The organism is Pseudobutyrivibrio sp. ACV-2 (assembly GCF_900107545.1).
GTDB lineage: Bacteria > Bacillota > Clostridia > Lachnospirales > Lachnospiraceae > Pseudobutyrivibrio.
In genome coordinates this window covers 398,737-419,757 of record NZ_FNQZ01000002.1, presented here as the reverse complement: position 1 = coordinate 419,757, position 21,021 = coordinate 398,737, and the positions used below count along the sequence as shown (strand labels likewise).

The following is a 21,021-nucleotide window of genomic DNA, read 5'->3' as shown; positions in this document are numbered from 1 at the left end:
GGGGATACGGACCCAGGAAGAAGGACATAATGATGAATTTTAAGATTAAATCCGCTGGCCTTGCGGCTCTTTCCGCTGCAGTATTACTAACCGGCTGCGGTAAGCTTGACCAGAATGCAACACTGGTTACCATTAAAAATGGAGACACTACAGACACAATAAGCCTTGGCTATGGCAATTTTGCTGCAAGATATCAGCAGTCAATGTACGATCAGTTTTTGCTTTCATACTATGGAGAGGGTATGTGGAGCAGCGACATGACAGGCTCTGGCTCAACCATGCAGGATGAGACAAAGGACAATGTACTTGATGAAATAGAAAATCAGTATTTGGCAAAAGCTCACGCAGCAGATTACAATGTTTCACTTACCGATGACCAGAAAAAGGCGATTGCAGATGCTGCTGCCAAATTTATCTCAGACAATCCAGAAGAGACTATAAAAGAAATGGGTGCTACTGAGGATATCGTAAAAGAATACCTCGAAAACAGAACCTACTACACATTAGTTGAAAAAGCTGCCAAGGAAGCTGCAGATCCAGATATTTCAGAAAAAGATACATGGATGAGAAGCTTCACATATGTATTATTCGATACAAATGGCAAAAAGGATGAAGACGGAAATACTGTAGAATATACAGAGGAAGAAATCGCAAATCTTAAGTCTCAGGCAGAGGATTTAAGCAAATCTGAAGACTTTGACAAAGATGCAGAAAAGCTTGGTGTTACAACTTCTAAGTTCTCTTATTTAAAGGGTGAAAAAGAAGATGACACAATGGATATGAAAATCATTAAGGCTGCTGAAAAGCTTAACGAAGGTGATGTTTCATCTGTTATCGAGATTGAAGATGTAGGATATTATGTTCTCCGCCTCGACAAAGATCACGATGAGGATGCATCAGCAAATAAGCGTTCAGCACTTCAGACAGAAGCATTCACAAAGCTCCTTGACACATGGAAGGCAGAAATCACCTGGACCGTTGATGAAGATCAGTGGAAGAAGGTAGAGTTTGATACATTGTTCAAAGCTCCTGAAAAGGAAGAGGAGGAGTCTACAGAAACAACAGAATCTACTGAAGCTACTACAGAAACTACTACAGAAGAGACTGTAGAAGATGACTCAGAGAAAGTAGAGGAGACTACTGAGGAGACAACAGAAGAAACAGAAGAAACTACAGAAGAACAAAATGAAGACTCAACCGAGGAAACTGCAGAGGAGTCAGATGCAGAATAATCTATGAATTTTATAATTAATTACGTTAAAAAATATAAATTCAGAGCAATATTAGCCCCACTATTCAAAATGTTAGAGGCGATATTTGAGCTTTTAGTTCCCCTTGTGATGGCAGCGATCATCAACAAGGGAATTGGAAACTCAGATACCCACTACATCTTAAGGATGAGTGGGGTTTTATTGTTTCTGGCAGTTGTGGGTCTTGTATTTTCTATCACAGCCCAATATTTCAGTGCCTATGTGGCAGTATATTCAGCAGCAGAAATAAGAAGAGACCTGTTTGAAAAGATTCTTTCATTGTCACAGGGAATGAAAGAGAAGGTGGGAGAGGATGTTCTTACCACCAGAATAACCAGCGATATCAACCAGATTCAAAATGGCATAAACATGGTTTTAAGACTGTTTTTGCGTTCACCATTTATTGTGGCAGGTGCTACAATTATGGCATTTATAGTTGATGTTAAATCATCATTAATTTTTTTGGCTGTAGTGGCATTGCTATCAATAATAGTATTTTTAATCATGAAATACACCCTGCCTAGATACAAGCAAATTGCTGCAAAGTTGGAAAAAGTATTAAAGACAACATCAGAAAACTTAGAGGGTGTAAGAGTCCTGAGAGCATTCTCACAAACCGATGCTGAGAGAAACAGGTTCGGTCAGATTACATCGGATTTAACCACAATGCAGATATCTACGGGCAAAATCGCAGCGTTACTCAACCCGGTCACATATGTTGTAGTTAATCTTGGAACAGTAGGTCTGATATACCTAGCGGCTAGAAGAGTTGATGCCGGTTTTATACTAAGAGGTGATGTTGTTGCCATCGTTAATTACATGGGACAGATATTGATAGAACTGATAAAATTGGCAAACTTAATTGTACTTTTAATAAAAGTATTCCCTTCTGCTGATAGAGTTAAAGAGCTTATGGATATGAAATCTGATGAAAGAGAGCATATCCTAGACGGGCAAGAGGCTGGCAATAATGAAGTTTCAAAAGCCTTGGAGTCTAAAAAAAGTGGAAGAATCTCCCTTAAAAATGTTTCCTTTAGCTACAACGGAACAGAGGATTACGATATTGAAAATATATCACTTGAGATTCCAGCAGGTTCTACAATAGGTATTATTGGAGGAACTGGTTCAGGAAAAAGTACTTTGCTTAAACTGTTGAATCATACCTATGATGCTACAAGAGGTTCAGTAGAGATAGATGGAATAAATGTAAAAGCGCTAAGTGATAAAAAGCTGGCAAGATTGTTTGGAATAGTTCCACAAAAAGCTTCATTATTTTCTGGGACAATCAGGACTAACCTAACAATGGCTGAAAATAAAGTAAAAAATGAAGATATTAAAACTGCACTTAATATATCTCAAGCGATAGATTTCGTTGAAGCTAAAGATGGTGGTCTTGACGCCATAGTAACAGGTAGAGGAAACAATTTCTCTGGCGGTCAAAAACAGAGACTGACCATTGCAAGAGCCCTGGTTAATAAGCCTTCCATTTTGATGATGGATGATTCGACATCAGCACTGGATTTATCGACGGAAGCAAAATTGAAAAAGGAACTGGCACACTTGAGCTGGAAACCAACCATTGTTATAGTTTCTCAAAGAGCATCTTCAGTAAAGGATGCAGACCAGATACTAGTACTGGATGATGGCAAGTGTGTAGGACTTGGATCACATGACAAGCTATTAGAGTCCTGCGAAACTTATCAGGAGATATATTATTGCCAGTATCCTAGAGAGGAGGCAACCCTTGAATAATAAGCCTCAATCGCAAATATTAAAACGTGTTTTAAAAGAACTTAAATCATATAATATTAGTCTTTTAGTTTCTATATTATGTGCCCTTGTGACGGTATATTTCACACTGAGGATACCAATTCTCACAGGTAAAGCTGTGGATTGCATTATTGGCGCAGGCAACATCGACTACGATGGACTTTTACTTATTTTAAAGAAGATGTCTGTAGCGGTTGCCATTACATTTTTTTCTCAGTGGATCATGAATCGTGTAAATAATAAGATCACCTATACGGTTACTAAAAATCTCAGAGAGCGAGCTTTTAACAAGCTTCAAAACATGAGACTGTCAGATATTGATAGTCATCCTCACGGAGATTATGTCAGCAGAATTGTGTCCGATGCAGATACATTTTCAGATGGTCTTTTGATGGGATTTACACAGCTGTTCACAGGAGTGCTTACTATCATTGGCACCATATATTTTATGCTGATGATTTCCTGGAAGATAGCACTCATTGTCATTATTGCCACACCGTTCTCATTACTTCTTGCCAGATTTATTTCAGGCAAAACATATAAATACTTTGGCAAGCAGGCCAGCCTTCGAGGAGATACCACTTCTTATATAGAAGAAATGATTATTAATAAAAACATAGTCAGAAATATGGACTACGAGGATGATGCACTTAATCATTTTGAGATGATGAATGATAATCTGGCAGATGCTTCCATGAAAGCTACATTTTATTCATCTATTGTCAATCCAAGCACCAGACTTATAAACAATATCATTTACGCTGCTGTTGGTGTGGTAGGCGGTCTGATGGCGGTAAGCGGTGGCATAACTGTGGGAGGTCTTACTAGCTTCTTATCTTATGCAAGCACCTACGGCAAGCCATTTAACGAGATTTCCGGCGTCATTACAGAGTTTCAGAACGCTCTAGCCTGTGCAGGACGTTTATTTGAAATGATTGATGCTGATGTAGAAATCAACGATGGCAGCAAGCTTATCGATGATGTGAAGGGCCACATTGAATTTAAAAATGTATCTTTTTCATATGATAAAAATAAAAAGCTTATTGAAAATCTAAACCTGGACGTAAAACCTGGTCAGAGGATTGCCATTGTTGGACCAACAGGTGCAGGAAAAAGTACAATCATAAATCTTCTGATGAGATTTTATGACATCGACAAGGGACAGATTCTCATTGATGGAACAGATATCAGGGATATTGACATTGATAATCTGCGCAAGAACTTTGGCATGGTGCTTCAGGAAACATGGCTTAAGGAAGGCACAATAAAAGAAAATCTTAAAATGGCAAATCCTACAGCCACTGATGAAGAAATAATAGCAGCGGCAAAGGAAACCCATTCACATAGCTTTATAAAAAGAATGCCTAAGGGTTATGATACAGTGCTGTCAGGTGATAACGGATTGTTATCCCAAGGCCAAATGCAGCTATTGTGTATCACACGAGTAATGTTAAACATTCCGCCAATGCTGATTTTGGATGAAGCTACAAGCTCCATAGATACGCGTACAGAGCAAAAAATTCAATCTGCATTTGCGAAAATGATGGAGGGAAGAACCACATTTGTAGTTGCCCACAGATTGTCTACCATAAGGGAAGCTGATGTTATTTTGTTTGTCAAGAATGGTCAGATTGTGGAGCAGGGTACTCATTTTGAATTGTTGCAGAAAAATGGCTTTTATGCTAAATTATATCGGAGTCAGATTAATTAGGGGTTAACTATGCCCTTTTGACAAAAAAGCTGCTTGTGAGAGAGCAGTAATTGAGAATTGTAGGAGATAATATGGAGCAGTATGTAATTAAAGGTGGCACTGCCCTTTCGGGAGAGGTCGAAATCAGCGGCGCTAAAAATGCAGCCCTTGGTATTTTGGCCGGCGCCATAATGACAGACGAAACTGTTACTATTGAGAATCTGCCAAACGTTAAAGATATAAATGTACTTATTGGAGCCATTGAGGACATCGGCGCAGCTGTTGAAAGGGTAGACGAACACACCGTAAAGATTAATGGTAAAAGCATTAACAGACTTTCAGTAGACTACGAGTACATCAAAAAGATTAGAGCTTCTTACTATTTAATGGGAGCTCTCCTTGGCAAATACAAGAGTGCCGAGGTCGCACTTCCAGGTGGATGCCTTATCGGTTCAAGACCTATCGATTTACACGTAAAGGGTCTTAAAGCACTTGGTGCCAATGTAGATGTCAGCTACGGCCTTTGGTCAGCCAGAGCAGACAGACTTGTGGGAAATCACATCTATCTGGACAAGGTTTCTGTTGGTGCAACTATCAATATCATGCTTGCTGCAGCGCTTGCAGAGGGCAAGACCACTATTGAAAATGCAGCAAAAGAGCCACACGTAGTAGATGTGGCATCATTCCTCAACAGTATGGGTGCCAACATTCGTGGCGCTGGTACAGATGTTATCCGTATCGTAGGTGTGCCAAAGCTTCACGGCACCACATACGCAGTTATTCCAGATCAGATTGAGGCAGGAACATACATGTGCGCAGCAGCTGCTACACACGGTGACGTTCTCATTAAAAATGTTATTCCTAAGCATTTGGAGGCTACATCAGCAAAGCTAATCGAGGCTGGCTGTATTATAGAAGAATACGATGATGCAGTTCGTGTAATCGGCAAGGGCAGAAAGCTCAGCAGTACACACATCACCACGCTTCCTTATCCAGGCTTCCCTACAGATATGCAGCCTGAAATCACAGCAGTGCTTGCTATATCAGAGGGTACCAGCACAGTTACTGAGTCCATCTTTGAAAACCGTTTCAAATACGTGGACGAGCTTGCCAGAATGGGTGCCAACATCAAGGTTGAAGGTACAGTAGCTATCGTAACTGGTGTTGAGAAATACACAGGCGCCAGAGTGCAGGCACCAGACCTTCGTGCAGGTGCAGCACTTATCATTGCAGGCCTTTCAGCTGATGGCATTACAGTTATCGACGATATCAAATATATCCAGCGCGGATACGAGGACATCGTTGGCAAGTTTGTCAAGCTTGGCGCTGACATGGCAGAAGTTGATTCAGAACACGATTTACAGAAATTTAAATTAAAGGTAAGTTAAAATGGACATTACAGAAAATATTGAAATTCATGACTGCCCAATCTGCGGCGGTGCCGGCCTCATCGAAGCGGAGGCTCAGGGATATTATGTAGCCTGCCTTGATTGTGGTAGCTACACAGGAACAGTTGGTTTCAAGGATGAATCTAAGCGTCTTGAAGCTGCGGAAAGAGCAGCAATGCTCTGGAATACTGGAAAGGTTATAAATAGCGCCCCAGGCGAATAAAACTAGGTGATTATTAAAGCTTGCAATCCGATTTTGTGATTGCAGGCTTTTTTGTTATACAGAACATATTGAATGTGAAAATTCTGTAAATTAACACTATTTTCACACTTTAGTTGATATACTAATGATATTACGATAGGGAGATGGTGTACAAATGATTTAAACAAGTATTGGAGGGGTAAGAGTATGCCAGAGAGAGAAGAAAATATGGATATAAAAACCAGGCAAATGATTGAACGAAATCGTTTAGGAAGATATGCCGGTACGATTTCATGTATTGCTTTAATTTTTTGTACGGCAAGGTCTATCGTACTTGACGGTGTGAATCTGCTTGATATTATAAGACTTGCAATAGCAGTACTCGATGTCATTCTATTTCAGGTTTTATATGCACCATTTGGAGATAAGTATAAATATAAATATACTGTTACTCTTTCAATGTGTGCCCTTTTTATACTTAATATCTATGCTCCAGCAGATAAAAACATGTACATTTTCATGTACACAATTATCCTGATTGTAATGATTTATGGTGAAGCAAGCACAGTTAGAATTGGTTGCTTCATCGCAAATTTCTGCCTCATTACATCTGGCTATATTGAGCTGAAAAAAGGTAATATTACAGGACGAGAGCTTGTAACAGAGCTTGTATTTTCAGTCATTGGCTGCACAATAGCAGTTATCGTATGTAAGATGCAAAGACGTCAGACTACAGAGACTTTAGATACTATCAAAGAGCATGCTGCTGACTTAAAAGAGACTTCAGATACAATCGTAAATCTGGCAGAGCAGCTTAATATCAAATTTGAAGAAGCAAATGAAGTATCTTCACGACTTAACGATGCAATGCGAGCATCAAATTCTTCAGTAAATGAAATCGTGCAAGGCACCAAACATACGGCCGAAGCCATTGAAAATCAGACTAACAAAACAGCTATTATTCAGGAAAGTATTCAGACTGTTGGTATGGAAGCTTCAAACATTGATGATGTTTCAAGCAGAGTAGAAGAGTCGGTTAATGGCGGTGTTGATTTAATTAATCAGTTAAAGAAACAGGCTGAAGAAGTTGCCAAGATTAATATAGAGACAAGTAATACAACAAGAGCTCTTAACGACAGTATTCAGGATGTTCAGGCTATTACAGAAACTATCCTTGGTATTTCAAGTCAGACAAATCTGCTTGCTCTTAACGCTTCAATCGAAGCTGCCAGAGCAGGTGAGGCAGGAAAAGGCTTCGCAGTTGTTGCTGATGAAATCAGAGCCCTTTCTGAGAGCACAAGAGAGGCTACAGAAGAGATTTCTCGCATTATTGAAAGACTTACAAACGATGCAAAATCAGCATCATCAGCAATGTCAAAATCTGCTGAATATGCAACAAAGCAGAATGACCTTATCGAAGAAACAGGTACAAAGCTTGATGCCATCAAAGAAGGTACAGACGAGCTCAGAGGTGGTGTTGTTCAGGTTAAAGGCTCTGTAGATGAGGTTATCGATGCCAACTCGCAGATTATGGACAATATCACGAATCTTTCTGCTACATCTCAAGAAGTTGCTGCAGCTGCCGATACAGTAGGTGCAGTAAGTAATGATGCGATGGACGCACTTGACAACATGAATGTGACTTTAGAGGTAATCAATAAGATTGCCCGTGAGATGGAAGAAATGGCCCTGAAATAAAACTAAATAGATTCTATTTCATCTGAAATGTGTCCAAAGCCCAGACAAGATCCTTTTTTGTGACTTGTACCGGGCTTTTGACACATATGGATGTATGTGATAGAATGCAGATGCTGTTAAAATTTTATCAATTAATTAGCTTGCAAAACCTGTTTTTAACAGGAGGAGACCTGTAAAAGGCTTCTACCAGAAGGAGGAAACATATGCAAAGCAACAATTCTAAGACCTATGAGCTTGTGCTCACAGCGTTATTCGTAGCCATTATTGTAGTTATGGCTTCAACCCCACTCGGATATATTCCACTCGTAGTTATCAATGCAACAACACTTCACATCCCAGTTATCATTGGTTCCATCTTTTTAGGACCAAAGAAGGGCGGATTCCTTGGAGGCGTGTTTGGACTGACAAGTTTTATAAAGAGTTCTCTTACACCAACTCCATCAGCTTTCGCTTTTTCACCAGTGGCAGCTCTTACTATGCTTCCACATGATACTGTAGGACAGGCAATAGCACTTGTATTTAAGAGCACATTTATTGCAATTGTTCCTAGAATTCTTATAGGTGTAGTTCCTTATTTTGTTTACATAGGAATTAAGAAAGCTATCAGCTCAGAGAAAAAAGTTGTTTATGGAACAATCATCAACTTAATTATTTCTTTCATCATGGGATTTGGTGGTTACGCATTCTTTAATAAGATGGTTTCAGAAGGCAAGTTAGGTTTTTCTGCTACAGTTGCTCAGGTTATCGGAGCAGTTGTCGGAATAGTAATATTTGCTGTAATTGAATACTTATTTATGAATAAAGATGCAAAGGCACTTGGTTTTATCACAGCAGGTATTTCTGGAGCTATGACAAATACACTTCTTGTTATGGGAAGTATTTATGCATTTTACAGAATTCCATATTCTGAAGTTCTTCAGATTGATCCAAATGCACTTATGGGTGTAATTGGTGGAATCATCAGCTTCAACGGTGTTATCGAGGCCGTTGTAGGTGCGGTAATCGTATATCTTGTAGGTATCGTACTCGACAAGATTAAGCCAGCCGGCATGTATTCTGGCAAAAATGCAAAAATTAAATCAGTAAATAATAATAGTGACGCATCTAAAAAGATGGCATAAATAGCATTCCCGTAGGGGAAATCATTCAAGTAAGCTAATAAAACAGCATCAACAATCAAACCTGGAGGTAATCATTAAATGTTAAAAGGTAAATGTGTTGTCCTTGGAGTAACAGGCTCCATTGCGGCATACAAAATAGCAAATTTGGCATCAGCCCTTGTAAAGTTAGGAGCAGATGTAAATGTCATCATGACAAAAAATGCTACCAATTTCATTAACCCGATTACCTTTGAAACTTTGACTAGCAATAAGTGTCTTGTAGATACTTTTGACAGGAATTTTCAATTTAATGTTGAGCATGTGGCATTGGCAAAAAGAGCAGACATTTTCATGGTGGCACCAGCCAGTGCAAACGTAATCGGCAAGATGGCTCATGGTATAGCAGATGATATGCTTACCACTACAATTCTTGCAGCTAAATGCAAGAAGCTTGTAAGTCCTGCGATGAACACCAACATGTTTGAAAATCCAATAGTTCAGGACAACTTACAAACATTAAAAAAATATGGCTTTGAGATTATCGAACCAGCCAGCGGATATTTGGCCTGCGGAGATACTGGTGCCGGCAAAATGCCTGACCCAGAAGTGTTACTTCAGTACATTTTAAGGGAGATTTCCCACGAGCATGATTTAACAGGCAAAAAGGTACTTGTCACTGCCGGACCTACGGCAGAGGCCATTGATCCGGTTCGATTCATCACCAATCACAGCACAGGTAAAATGGGCTATGCCATAGCAAAGGCTGCTATGGAGCGCGGTGCTGAAGTAACTCTGGTCAGTGGGCCAGTAAACATCACCCCGCCTATGTTTGTAGATGTGGTTAATATAACAAGTGCTGCTGAGATGGCTGATGCGGTAAAATCCAGAGCCGGGGAGTGCGATATCATTATAAAAAGTGCGGCAGTGGCTGATTACAGACCAACGACTGTTGCTACTGAAAAAATCAAGAAAAAGGACGGCGAAGGCTCAACCATAGAGCTGGAGCGTACAGAAGATATCCTGAGCTATTTGGGATCACATAAAAGAGACGGACAGTTTATATGCGGATTTTCCATGGAAACCGAAAATATGCTGGAAAATTCGCAGAAAAAGCTTAAAAAGAAAAATGTGGACATGATTGTGGCAAACAATCTTAGGACCGCAGGCGCAGGCTTTGGTACCGACACCAATGTAGTGACACTCATCACAGCAGATAGCGCCGATGAGCTACCAAAGATGTCAAAAGAAGATGTGGCTCACGCAATATTAGATAAAATAATAAAATAGCCAAAAGGCAAAATTCGCAACATTCTGTGAATTTTGCCTTTTTTTTCTCTAAAAGTATACAATGATAATATGGTCAATTGCACACAGTGGGGATTAAGAGAATGAGAAAATATAAGTTTAAGGTGATAGAAAACTATATTAAAATTTTCAAAAAAGTAAACAATGAGATTTATGAACTGCTGGCAAAAAAGGATTCAGATATTGAGGGAGCCTGTGTGTATTTAGAAAAAATACAGCAGAAGGCTATTGAACTGGGGGAATTTATCGAAAAAGAAGAGCCCGAGGCAGTATCTGTAATAAAGACTCTGGAGGAGTTTTGCGAGGTGCTATACCAGATTCATGAAGAAATACTATCCGAGCGAGGCCTGGCAGCAAGCTCTGCAAAGGGGCGTTTGGAGCATGCTGTGAACAATATAGAACGAACCGCCGCCGCTGACATCACTATCACCAGAGTAGTAGTATTTCTTCCATATAAGGCTTCTATGTGGGATTCTTTAGAGTCTGTCTGGATGGCAGCAAATGCAGATGAACACTGTGAAGCTTATGTAATTCCAATCCCTTATTATGACAGAAATCCGGACAGGAGCTTTGGCAAGATGCACTACGAAGGCGAGCTTATGCCTGACTATGTGCCTGTTACAAAGTACGAAGAATTTGATTTTGGAAAAATTCATCCTGATTTAATTTTTGTGCATAACCCTTATGATCAGTACAATTATGTGACATCCATACATCCATTCTTCTATTCCTACGAAATAAAGAAATATACAGAATGTCTTGTGTATATGCCATATTTTGCCACTACAGGCGGCATGGGAGATGCACAGGCATATAGCCCGTCATTTGATGTGTTTGACTATATTGTGGTCCAGTCTGACAGCCTAAAGGAATATTACAAGAATATAGATATGGCAAAACTGTTGCCACTGGGCTCGCCAAAATTTGACAGTGTCATCAGAAAATGCAAAAACCCGCCACAGCTACCTGAGGATTGGAAGGAAAAAATGACTGGCAAGAAAGTATATTTCTACAATACCAGCCTAAATGGCATGCTTTATAATCCTCTCAATTTCATGAAAAAGATGCTGTATGTATTTAATACTTTTAGAGCGAGGCAGGATGTTTGTCTGTTATGGAGACCTCATCCTTTGTTTGAATCCACTTTGGAGTCCATGGAGCAGGAATTTGTACCGATTTTTAAGGATCTTCGAGATAAATATATAAACGAAAATTGGGGAATTTACGACACCACTCCAAGTATTGAGGATACTATTGCACTGTGCGATGCCTATGTGGGGGATTCGGCAAGTAGTGTCACAGCATTATTTGGCGTGGCAGGAAAGCCTGTATTTGTCATAAATAACAATATCGATGTATTGCCTGATGAAAATGACTGGCAGGATAACGTCTGGCAGCCATATCTGGAAAACTATCGGGGGGACACCTTCAACAAGTATTGCCTGGTAGGTGATATTAAAGTTTTCTGGTCCCCAAAGGATGACATGCATTTCGAGTTTTACTGTGATTTGCCAAAGGATGTGTACCCGGGAGATTATGGCAGGGCAATTGAGTATAAAGGTCATGTGGTTTTGATACCGTTAAATGCCCAGGATTTCCTAATCATAGATAAAAATAAGAAAGTCAAACGAGTATTTATGGATAAGCAGATGAACATAGCAGGCGCATTCTGGGGGTACTTGATTGACAAAAATTATGTATTTCTGCTGCCAAATAAATATCCATATATGGTTAGATTTGATATGGATAAGTATGAGTTTGTGTGTCTCACAAATGTGGGAGAATTTAACATCCTAAAGACGGAAGACAACCAGGAAGTCCCTGCTCCGGTCTGGGAAAATGAGGAAAAGATTTATATCCTGTCTGCCATCGCTGATGAGCTTTTGATAGTAGATAAAAAAACGATGTCTACCCAAAAGAAATCTACCGGATTAAAAGGCGTCTATTGGGGCGCAGTCAAGGAAAAGGGCGGAACTAGCGTGTGGTTAAATCCATACGAAGGCACTGTGTGGAAGCGATTTAACTACAAGACAGGGGAATCAAAGGACTTTAATATAGCAGTTGATGGCTTAAATGGCTTTGATCGTGAATTTAAGTGTGAATCTACCAGACGACTTTTTTCAAACCTGGCATTTAATGGAGATGAGTTGATTTTCGCGCCATATTGGGGAAATATGTTTGTTTCATTTGACAGGAAAACAGGAAAGGTAAAAAAATGGGATGCCCCATTTGAGGTAACAGCAGAAGATAAAAGCCAATATCAGGTAAACGAAGCCGTGGGCCAATTTATTTATCATGCTAAAAATAACACATACAGCTACATGGATCAGATAAATCGCAAGCACTATACCATTGAATTAAATACCATGGATGCGGTCCTGGAGGAGCAGTTCTTTGATAAAGATGAGGTGATTTCACATACCTATGGTTTTGGAAATCAGGCAAGAAATCTTACCTATATGTGCTTTGAAAATGAATTCAACACTCTGGTAGATTTCATCGATGGCACCATTCATGGCAACAAGCATTCAGTGGAAGAACAGCTTGAAGCCTACAAGAAAATCAATGCAAGTCCTGCAGGGGATTGTGGCGAAAAGGTTTATGAGTATTTGAAGTAGGTAATGAAAAAACATGTAAATAGGATGTTTAATCATTATTTAACAATGGTTGTAACGGGCGCTATTTAGCCGGAGGGCATTAGCTATGAAGAAAGTCATAACCTATGGTTCTTTTGATTTATTCCATGAGGGCCATTATAAACTGTTGAAAAGAGCCAAGGAACTTGGGGATTACCTGATAGTGGGAGTAACCACGGAACATTTTGATTATTCCAGGGGAAAGCTGAATCTTATCGACCCTATTATGACCCGCATCGAAAATGTTCGTGCCACTGGTTTTGCAGATGAAATAATAGTGGAAGACCATGAGGGACAAAAAATAGAGGATATTCAAAGGTACAATATCGATATTTTTACGGTAGGCTCTGATTGGACTGGCAAATTTGATTATTTAAATGCCTACTGCAAGGTTATCTACTTAGAGAGGACACCGGATATTTCCTCTACTATTATTCGTCATGGCAGGGGCCAGCTTATAAGAATTGGCATCATTGGAACAGGCCGCGTTGCGCCTAGATTTTTCGAGGAATCCAGCTACGTTTCAGGCGCAGAAGTGGTGGCTGCATACAATCCAGATGTAGATTCTGCCATGGAGTTTAATGAGAAATACAAGCTGCCAACCTACGTGGATAATTTTGAAAAATTCTTAGATAAAATAGATGCGGTCTACATTGCATCGCCAAATGAGACACATGCGGAATACGTTCGAAGAAGCCTGATGGCAGGAAAGCATGTGCTGTGTGAAAAGCCTATGACATTTACTTACGACGAGGCGCTAGAGCTGTACACCTTTGCAAAACTCCACGGACTGCGGCTTATGGAAGGTATCAGAGCAGCCTATCTGCCGGCTTTTCAGCAAATACTCGCGGTGGCAAAAAATGGCTCCATTGGCAGAGTGGTAGGTATTGATGCCACATTTACAAGATTGCCTGCAATTGGTTCAAGAGAGCAATGTGATTACAAATACAGTGGAGCATTTTTAGAGTATGGTTGTTACGGCATGTTGCCTATTTTTAAAATATTAGGAACTGATTATGAGGACGTGGAAATCAAATCCATACTGGGCGACAGCGGCATAGACATATTCACAGAGATTCATTTTCAGTATAGTGGCGCACTTGCCACAGCAAAGGCAGGGGCTGGGGTCAAATCTGAAGGCGCACTGATAATTGCAGGCACACAGGGGTATATATACGTGCCGGCTCCGTGGTGGATGGCAGATAGTTTTGAGGTTCGTCACGAAGACCCAAACATAGTAGAGCGGTATCGCTCAGAGTTTAAAGGTGATGGCTTCAGATACGAAATCGCCGAATTTATTTCAAAAATCAACGGCGTGGGGCAGTCGGATTATAAACTGACAGCCGGAGAGTCGAAGGAAATGGCAAAGGTTATTGAGCAATTTATGAAGCTTAGAAAAAAGAATCAAGGAGACTAACGTATATGCGAATTGGAATCATTGGAACTGGAAGAATTGCTGGAAAATTTTTAACAGAGTTAGAATATGTGGAAGGTGCCACAGTATCCGCGGTTTATAATCCACACGAGGGCAGTGCTACAAGATTTGTAGGAAAGCTGCAGGACTCTGTAGTTGAGACCATGAAAAATGCAGTTAGAGGGCTTTCTCTGACACAATTGCCGCAGGCCTGTGCTGATATAAGTGAATTCTGGGATATGGTTGATGCTGTGTACATTGCATCACCACATGAGACTCATATCGCATATACGATAGAGGCATTGGAGAAGGACAAACATGTACTTTGCGAAAAGCCATTTGCGTTAAATGAAGCTGATGCAAAAAAGGCATTCAAGCTTGCCGAGAAAAAAGGGCTGATTGTAATGGAAGGTCTGAAAACCGCCTATATGCCGGGCTTCAGGCAGATGCTTCAGGTGGCAAAAAGTGGAGTTATTGGTGATATAGTTCAGGTAAATTCTACTTTTACAAAGCTTGTGCCAGAGGACAGCAGGGAGTTGAACGGCAAAGAGGCTGGAAGCTTTATTGAACTTGGCACCTATGGAATGCTGGCGACATTTAGCCTGCTTGGCACAAACTATAAAGCTGTTCATTTTGACAGTATGAAAAATAAAAAGGGCGTGGATTTATATACGGTGGCTCATTTTGACTATGGCAACGCTTTTGCCACAGCTACAGCAGGACTTGGAGTTAAATCCGAGGGAAACCTGGTTGTTGCAGGAACAAAGGGCTACATCACAGTGCCGGCGCCTTGGTGGTATACCAAGCACTTTGAAGTTCATTTTGAGGATGCAAATAAAGTAATCTCATATGACGATGAGCTAAAAGGTGACGGTTTGCGATATGAAATTCGCGAATTTGTGGAACGTGTTCAGAATAAGGTTGCCCCGGAAATAGACAATGAACCATTAAGCATTGCCATGGCAGCTACAATGGCAAAATTCAAAAAATCCTAATCAAACTAAATAAAAATCGTTGACAAGAAAATCCTAGCGTGCTATAAGTGTATTAGAACAGATAATACAGTTTAGTGCGCTAGGTTTTTTACATTTTACAATAATCAAAACACACATCCCAATACAGCTTTTAGTCTGGCGCACTTCTGTACATCTTTCAAGAGGAGGGTATTAGATGATCCAACTGAACTACAGGGACTCTAAGCCAATCTATGAGCAAATCAAAGACGGTCTACGCAAGCTGGTTGTATCCGGCGCTGTAAAAAAGGACGAGAAGCTGCCAAGCGTTAGAGAACTTGCCACCAGCCTGTCCATCAACCCAAACACCATCCAAAAGGCTTATAGGGAGCTAGAGCAGGAAGGCTACATTTACACCATTGCGGGAAAGGGCAGTTATGCTGCCGAGCGTGCAGATGTTGCATCAGGGAGGAATGAAGAACTTATGAAAGAATTTGATGAAATTGTCAAAGAACTTCTATACCTTTGTCAGGATAAGGATATCCTTATCAAACGAATCGAAGAATTAGCGAAGGGAGGGGCGCAGAAGTGATAGAAGTAAATAATGTTACGAAAAAATTCGGTGATTTTGTGGCCCTCGACGATTTAAATATGAATGTGCCCAAGGGCGCAATTTATGGTCTTGTTGGTCCAAACGGTGCTGGCAAATCCACTATCATCCGCCATCTCTGTGGTGTTTACAAGCAGGATGCAGGCCAGGTGCTTATAGATGGTCAGTCAGTATATGAAAATGAAGCTCTCAAACAGAGATATACCATCATTCCAGACGACATTTTCTATTTCACTCAGGCAAATACACTGGATATGATGAAATTCTACAAAAACATGTATCCAAGGTTTGACGAGACATTGTTCAAAAAAATCATGGATTGCTTTCCTGCCATCAACCCTAAAAAGATGGTTAGAACTCTTTCAAAGGGTATGCAAAAGCAGGTGGCATTTATGCTTTCCATCGCTGCCAGACCGGAGCTTATGATTTTGGATGAGCCGGTGGACGGTCTTGATCCTGTTATGCGCCGTCAGATTTGGAGCCTTATTATGTCAGATGTGGCAGAAAATGGCCTGACAGTTCTTGTCAGCTCTCACAACCTTAGAGAGCTTGAGGATGTGTGCGACCACGTGGGCATCATGAACAATGGCAAGATTTTAATCGAGCGTTCATTGGATGAACTGCAGACATCCATCACAAAGGTACAGATAGCCTTTGAGGGAGAAATGCCTGCACTTCCACCTGAGATAAAGGTATTAAAGAAAATCACAAACGGTCGCGTTCATACGCTTATTGTAAAGGGAGAGCCACGAGCTGCTGAACATGCTATCGGTCAGATGAATCCGCTTTTGATGGACATCCTGCCACTCACCCTTGAAGAAATATTTATTTACGAATTAGGAGGTGAGAACTATGCAGTCAAAGACATCATTTTTTAATATGGCTTTGTTTAAAAAGAACATAAGCCGTACCTGGATTGCTGGCTTGCTGTATTTCATCCTTCTAATGTTGATGTTGCCTGTTTCATTTATCATAAACACTGCTCACAGTGAGGATGATTGGATGGCAGAAATGGGCTACACCATGGAAATGCGCCTGTACGAGCACATGGCATATCAGCCAACAGCCAGCATTGCCATAGTTGTTGCCATAGTTGTAACAGGAGTCACCTTCTGGTATCTGTTTAATAGGCGTGACAATTACATGATGCACGCATTTCCAGTTGGCAGAAAAAGCCTTTATTTTACAGGATTGCTATCCAGCTTTGTTGTTGCCATTGTGCCAGTGCTTTTAGTATCAATTTTTTTGACTATTGCAGCAGCTATTTCAGGCGCCTCAGGCCTGGGATGCATATGGTATTGGGCACTTATAGTGATAGTATCCACATGTCTCTTCATGTCGGTGGCCATGTTTTCGCTGATGACCACAGGTCAGATTGTGACAGCCATAATATTTTATTTTATATTTAATTTTTTATACATATTGATGGAAATTGCCTTCAGAATCACTGCAAGCCTGCTGATGTTTGGCATGAGCGCAGCATTGAATGGCATCAATTACAAAATATGGACTCCGATATTTTTTATCGGCAACAAAATCAAAGTTATTTCAAATGTCCAGACAGACGAAATGGGAAACCGCGTTATCGGCTTTACCCACGAATTTATAGGTGGTAAATATCTTGCAATTTATGCAGTTGCAGCAGTGGTTATTTTCCTTGTCAGCTATTTGATGTACAGCCGCAAGAAGCTTGAAACAGTCCTTGATTTTATCGCTGTTCCATTTATGAAGCCAATCTTTTCAGTGGGAATGTCATTTTTCATTTCCATGGTGGCAGGTGCATACGTGGCAGGAATGATTGAGGCAGTAAAGCCTCTGAGATACAATGCAAGGTACGCTATAGCGATAGTTTCTGCTATTATCATTGGCATCATCATTTATTATGCCACACAGATGCTTATCGAAAAGACCTTAAGAGTCTTCAGATTGAAGAATCTAGTCCATGCCTGCATATATAGCCTGGCAGCTTTAGTAGTGTTGCTTGGAATGCGTTTTGATGTTGTCAAAATAGAAAACAAGATTCCAAATGCAAAGGATATTGCGTGGGCCGGCATTTCAGACCACTATGAGATGGTATTTACAAATCCTGATGAGATTGAACAGGTGAGAAAGCTTCACCAGAATTTCCTTGAGGATAAAAAGGAACTTAGAGATGTAAGTGTGATTTATCCTGATACTGATAGTACAAGATATAGCATAAGATACAAGCTGAAAAATGGTGACATCATTATCAGAGATTACACTGTTGTAGACACTGAAGCGCCAGAGGTGAGTCCTGAATATGTGGCAGCTACACAGCCAATACTGGACTTCATAAATGAGCCATCACGAATAAAAGAACATGTCATAGGCAACACCTGGAACACAGGCGAGATTACACAGATGACATTTTCAGTATACAAATACAACGATAACATCCTAGACTACGAGTATCAGGCTAACAGCTTTGATGAGCTTAGCACCAATGAGAAAAAAGAAAAGTATGGCAGAGTTTACAAGGCTTTGCTTAAGGATGTAGACGAAGGTAAAGTATTTGTACAGAAATTCAATGGTCATGATGGCTATGAATATGATGAAGAAGCCTTGTATAACGACTTTGACTTTACTATAACAGACAAAGAACATCCATATTTCTCAGACACTGAACATTTCTGGGATTACGCTGATGATTATTTCAATTCATATCCAAGATATGAACAAAACATAACTGTCTCACTCAACAAAAACTGTGATAACACGCTGAAAGCTCTCAAGGACGAAGGCTTCTACGAAAGCGACGACGATATCCTGACTTACGAAGAGTACGACAGCCAAACGGGAGGAGACGGCGGTGAGCCTATCCATCTCTACAATGATTAAATTGCTTATTTCTTAATTCTCTATCCGATACAATTCTCAAACCGCCCCCAGGAACTCTCAGCCTGGGGGCAATTTTTGCGGGAGAAGTATTGTATGCAGCATAGTGAAGATGTAGGTACTAGTAGTGATTTATGCAAATATAGACTTGAGGTGGCAAGAAAAGATGTCAAGTCAGACGATTAAGTAGATATAAATTGACAAATACCAATAGTTATGTTTAATATTATAGACATAAGGAGGGCGAAATATGCCTAAAAAGTCAATTGTATTATTACCGGAAACTGAAGATATTCTTTCGCAAATGGGGATGCAGATAAAATATGCTAGATTACGAAGAAAACTCACAGCGGAGCTGGTTGCTGAAAGGGCAGGTATAAGCAGAGCAACATTAGTAGCTATAGAAAAAGGAGCTCCATCTGTTGCTATGGGGTGTTATGCCGCTGTACTGCATGCTCTAAATTACATGGATAAAGACTTACTTTTAATAGCCAGGGACGATGAATTAGGAAGAAAACTTCAAGATTTAGATTTACCTGTAAGAAAGCGTATTTCGAAGTAAGGAGAGGTCTAGATGTCGGAAGAGAAACGAATATATGTATATGCGGATTTTGAACCTTATAAAGAAGAGTTAGTAGGAACCATTTTTGTATCTCAATTAAGAGGAAAAGAGTTTTATGGTTTTGAATACGCAGATAGTTGGTTAAAAAATCAGCAAATGGTGTTAGATCCAGACTTACAGTTATTTAAAGGTCGGCATTACATAAATGATGAAAAATCAATATTTGGCGTATTCGCAGATTCCTGTCCAGATAGATGGGGACGAAAACTAATGAACAGACGTGAGGAAATGCGTGCTAAGGCTGTTAAAGAGCGTCCTAAGAAACTATTGGAAAGTGACTATCTTTTGGGCGTATATGATGAATCTAGGATGGGTGGATTACGTTTTAAAACAGAAGTAGATGGAGAATTCCTTTCCAATGATAAAGATTATGCAACTCCTCCGTGGACTTCACTTCGAGAATTAGAGCAAGCATCTATTGCATTTGAACAAGAGGATAATGCTCTAGAGGAAAAGTGGCTGAGACAATTATTGGCTCCCGGTTCGTCTTTAGGTGGAGCCAGACCAAAAGCATCTGTTCTTGCTCCTGATGGGAGTCTGTGGATAGCGAAGTTTCCTTCGAAACATGATGATGTTGATTCTGGGGCATGGGAGATGGTTGTTCATGAATTGGCAAAACTCTGCGGACTGAATGTACCTGAAGCTAAGGCAGAGAGATTTTCAAAACTTGGAACGACTTTTTTGGTAAAAAGATTTGATAGAATTGGTAGCCAAAGGGTTCATTTTTCATCGGCAATGACAATGCTAGGAAAAACAGACGGGGCAAATGCTTCAGATGGAAGTAGCTATCTAGAGATAGTATCATTTTTAAAAGCAAACGGAGCAAGCCCTAAAGCGGATATAGAGGAACTATGGAAACGCATAGTATTTAGTATGGCCGTGTCTAATACAGATGATCACTTTAGAAATCATGGATTCATTTTGGAGAAAAATGGTTGGTGCTTATCACCTATGTATGATGTAAATCCGGATATATATGGAGAGTATCTGTCACTCAACGTGGACAATGATGATTCGCTTATTGATTTTGAATTAGCAATAAAGGCTGCACCTTATTATGGCATTAAGAAAGTCGCGGCAGATCAGATTTGTGCGGAAATAAATAGAATAGTAGTTGATAATTGGGAAACTCTTGCTAAAAAATATGGCATTAGCAGGGGAGAGATTGAAAGAATGAGCATAGTTTTTAATAAAAAGTAACGTGGCCGCCAGCTGATGCTGGTGGCTTTTTTAAACCACAGATTTAATCAAAAAACTTGGAAAAGTTACAAAAACACCCCAAAAACCATTGGAAAAGTTACAGAAAAAGTTACATTTTTGCCTTAAAAATAGTTGGAAAAGTTACATTACGGTTCATATAGAATAGTTATAAATATTTCAACATTTTGTGAACAATAGAGAATTTTGCGACAAAATGCGGTAAAATAGAGTATCATTTAGATAATAGCAAAAAAGTAAAGGTACGAAGTGACCTCATGTGGTTTTAGCATGTAAGGGTTATATCAAGCCATGAACAAAGAAGAACTA

At 40.0% G+C, this 21,021-nt stretch carries 16 protein-coding genes; all 16 read left to right on the top strand.

The features are described from left to right. The first annotated feature begins 29 nt into the window (after nt 1-29). Entirely contained in the window at nt 30-1,232 is a 1,203-nt protein-coding gene (locus BLV53_RS04510) for a hypothetical protein (protein ID WP_090297660.1), read from the top strand. Between the two features lie 3 nt (nt 1,233-1,235). Beyond that, nucleotides 1,236-3,002 (top strand): ABC transporter ATP-binding protein, encoded by a 1,767-nt coding sequence (locus BLV53_RS04505; RefSeq protein WP_090297657.1) that lies wholly within the window; start codon nt 1,236-1,238, stop codon nt 3,000-3,002. Then, nucleotides 2,995-4,731, top strand: a complete 1,737-nt coding sequence (locus BLV53_RS04500; protein WP_090297655.1) for an ABC transporter ATP-binding protein — start codon at nt 2,995-2,997, stop codon at nt 4,729-4,731. Before BLV53_RS04505 ends, BLV53_RS04500 begins: the two co-directional genes overlap by 8 nt. Nucleotides 4,732-4,802: 71 nt before the next feature. Next, a complete protein-coding gene (locus tag BLV53_RS04495) occupies nt 4,803-6,098 on the top strand; it encodes a UDP-N-acetylglucosamine 1-carboxyvinyltransferase (protein ID WP_090297653.1) in 1,296 nt (431 codons plus the stop codon). Between the two features lies 1 nt (nt 6,099). Further along, nucleotides 6,100-6,321 carry a Lar family restriction alleviation protein gene (locus tag BLV53_RS04490; RefSeq protein WP_090297651.1) on the top strand — a complete coding sequence of 74 codons (222 nt, stop codon included), beginning with the start codon at nt 6,100-6,102 and terminating at the stop codon, nt 6,319-6,321. A gap of 186 nt (nt 6,322-6,507) precedes the next feature. Then, on the top strand, nt 6,508-7,998 hold the full coding sequence (locus BLV53_RS04485; protein WP_090297648.1) for a methyl-accepting chemotaxis protein: 1,491 nt from the start codon (nt 6,508-6,510) through the stop codon (nt 7,996-7,998). A 203-nt stretch (nt 7,999-8,201) separates the two neighbouring features. Beyond that, nucleotides 8,202-9,119 (top strand): ECF transporter S component, encoded by a 918-nt coding sequence (locus BLV53_RS04480; protein WP_090297645.1) that lies wholly within the window; start codon nt 8,202-8,204, stop codon nt 9,117-9,119. 78 nt (nt 9,120-9,197) lie between these two features. Continuing rightward, entirely contained in the window at nt 9,198-10,385 is a 1,188-nt protein-coding gene (gene coaBC, locus BLV53_RS04475) for a bifunctional phosphopantothenoylcysteine decarboxylase/phosphopantothenate--cysteine ligase CoaBC (RefSeq protein ID WP_090297642.1), read from the top strand. A 101-nt stretch (nt 10,386-10,486) separates the two neighbouring features. Continuing rightward, a complete protein-coding gene (locus BLV53_RS17205) occupies nt 10,487-13,021 on the top strand; it encodes a hypothetical protein (RefSeq protein WP_207646216.1) in 2,535 nt (844 codons plus the stop codon). Between the two features lie 85 nt (nt 13,022-13,106). Then, the gene (locus tag BLV53_RS04465) at nt 13,107-14,456 is read left to right on the top strand and encodes a Gfo/Idh/MocA family oxidoreductase (protein WP_090297637.1); all 1,350 of its coding nucleotides are present in this window, start codon (nt 13,107-13,109) and stop codon (nt 14,454-14,456) included. Nucleotides 14,457-14,461: 5 nt separating this feature from the next. Further along, a complete protein-coding gene (locus tag BLV53_RS04460) occupies nt 14,462-15,448 on the top strand; it encodes a Gfo/Idh/MocA family protein (RefSeq protein ID WP_090297634.1) in 987 nt (328 codons plus the stop codon). A 175-nt stretch (nt 15,449-15,623) separates the two neighbouring features. Beyond that, nucleotides 15,624-15,998 (top strand): GntR family transcriptional regulator, encoded by a 375-nt coding sequence (locus BLV53_RS04455; RefSeq protein ID WP_090297632.1) that lies wholly within the window; start codon nt 15,624-15,626, stop codon nt 15,996-15,998. Then, nucleotides 15,995-16,894, top strand: a complete 900-nt coding sequence (locus tag BLV53_RS04450) for an ABC transporter ATP-binding protein (protein ID WP_090297629.1) — start codon at nt 15,995-15,997, stop codon at nt 16,892-16,894. The genes BLV53_RS04455 and BLV53_RS04450 overlap by 4 nt, the downstream gene beginning before the upstream one ends. Beyond that, the gene (locus tag BLV53_RS04445; RefSeq protein ID WP_090297627.1) at nt 16,869-18,875 is read left to right on the top strand and encodes an ABC transporter permease; all 2,007 of its coding nucleotides are present in this window, start codon (nt 16,869-16,871) and stop codon (nt 18,873-18,875) included. The genes BLV53_RS04450 and BLV53_RS04445 overlap by 26 nt, the downstream gene beginning before the upstream one ends. A gap of 247 nt (nt 18,876-19,122) precedes the next feature. Continuing rightward, nucleotides 19,123-19,434 (top strand): helix-turn-helix domain-containing protein, encoded by a 312-nt coding sequence (locus BLV53_RS04440; protein WP_090297625.1) that lies wholly within the window; start codon nt 19,123-19,125, stop codon nt 19,432-19,434. Between the two features lie 12 nt (nt 19,435-19,446). Beyond that, complete coding sequence (locus BLV53_RS04435) at nt 19,447-20,694, top strand: type II toxin-antitoxin system HipA family toxin (protein ID WP_090297621.1); 1,248 nt, start codon at nt 19,447-19,449, stop codon at nt 20,692-20,694. The last annotated feature ends 327 nt before the right edge of the window (nt 20,695-21,021 follow it).

Bases quoted from the DNA above. Each gene is read 5' to 3' on its own strand.
- BLV53_RS04510 (WP_090297660.1), top strand. From the start codon at position 30: ATGATGAATTTTAAGATTAAATCCGCTGGCCTTGCGGCTCTTTCCGCT.
- BLV53_RS04505 (WP_090297657.1), top strand. From the start codon at position 1,236: ATGAATTTTATAATTAATTACGTTAAAAAATATAAATTCAGAGCAATA.
- BLV53_RS04495 (WP_090297653.1), top strand. From the start codon at position 4,803: ATGGAGCAGTATGTAATTAAAGGTGGCACTGCCCTTTCGGGAGAGGTC.
- BLV53_RS04490 (WP_090297651.1), top strand. From the start codon at position 6,100: ATGGACATTACAGAAAATATTGAAATTCATGACTGCCCAATCTGCGGC.
- BLV53_RS04485 (WP_090297648.1), top strand. From the start codon at position 6,508: ATGCCAGAGAGAGAAGAAAATATGGATATAAAAACCAGGCAAATGATT.
- BLV53_RS04480 (WP_090297645.1), top strand. From the start codon at position 8,202: ATGCAAAGCAACAATTCTAAGACCTATGAGCTTGTGCTCACAGCGTTA.
- coaBC (WP_090297642.1), top strand. From the start codon at position 9,198: ATGTTAAAAGGTAAATGTGTTGTCCTTGGAGTAACAGGCTCCATTGCG.
- BLV53_RS17205 (WP_207646216.1), top strand. From the start codon at position 10,487: ATGAGAAAATATAAGTTTAAGGTGATAGAAAACTATATTAAAATTTTC.
- BLV53_RS04465 (WP_090297637.1), top strand. From the start codon at position 13,107: ATGAAGAAAGTCATAACCTATGGTTCTTTTGATTTATTCCATGAGGGC.
- BLV53_RS04460 (WP_090297634.1), top strand. From the start codon at position 14,462: ATGCGAATTGGAATCATTGGAACTGGAAGAATTGCTGGAAAATTTTTA.
- BLV53_RS04455 (WP_090297632.1), top strand. From the start codon at position 15,624: ATGATCCAACTGAACTACAGGGACTCTAAGCCAATCTATGAGCAAATC.
- BLV53_RS04445 (WP_090297627.1), top strand. From the start codon at position 16,869: ATGCAGTCAAAGACATCATTTTTTAATATGGCTTTGTTTAAAAAGAAC.
- BLV53_RS04440 (WP_090297625.1), top strand. From the start codon at position 19,123: ATGCCTAAAAAGTCAATTGTATTATTACCGGAAACTGAAGATATTCTT.
- BLV53_RS04435 (WP_090297621.1), top strand. From the start codon at position 19,447: ATGTCGGAAGAGAAACGAATATATGTATATGCGGATTTTGAACCTTAT.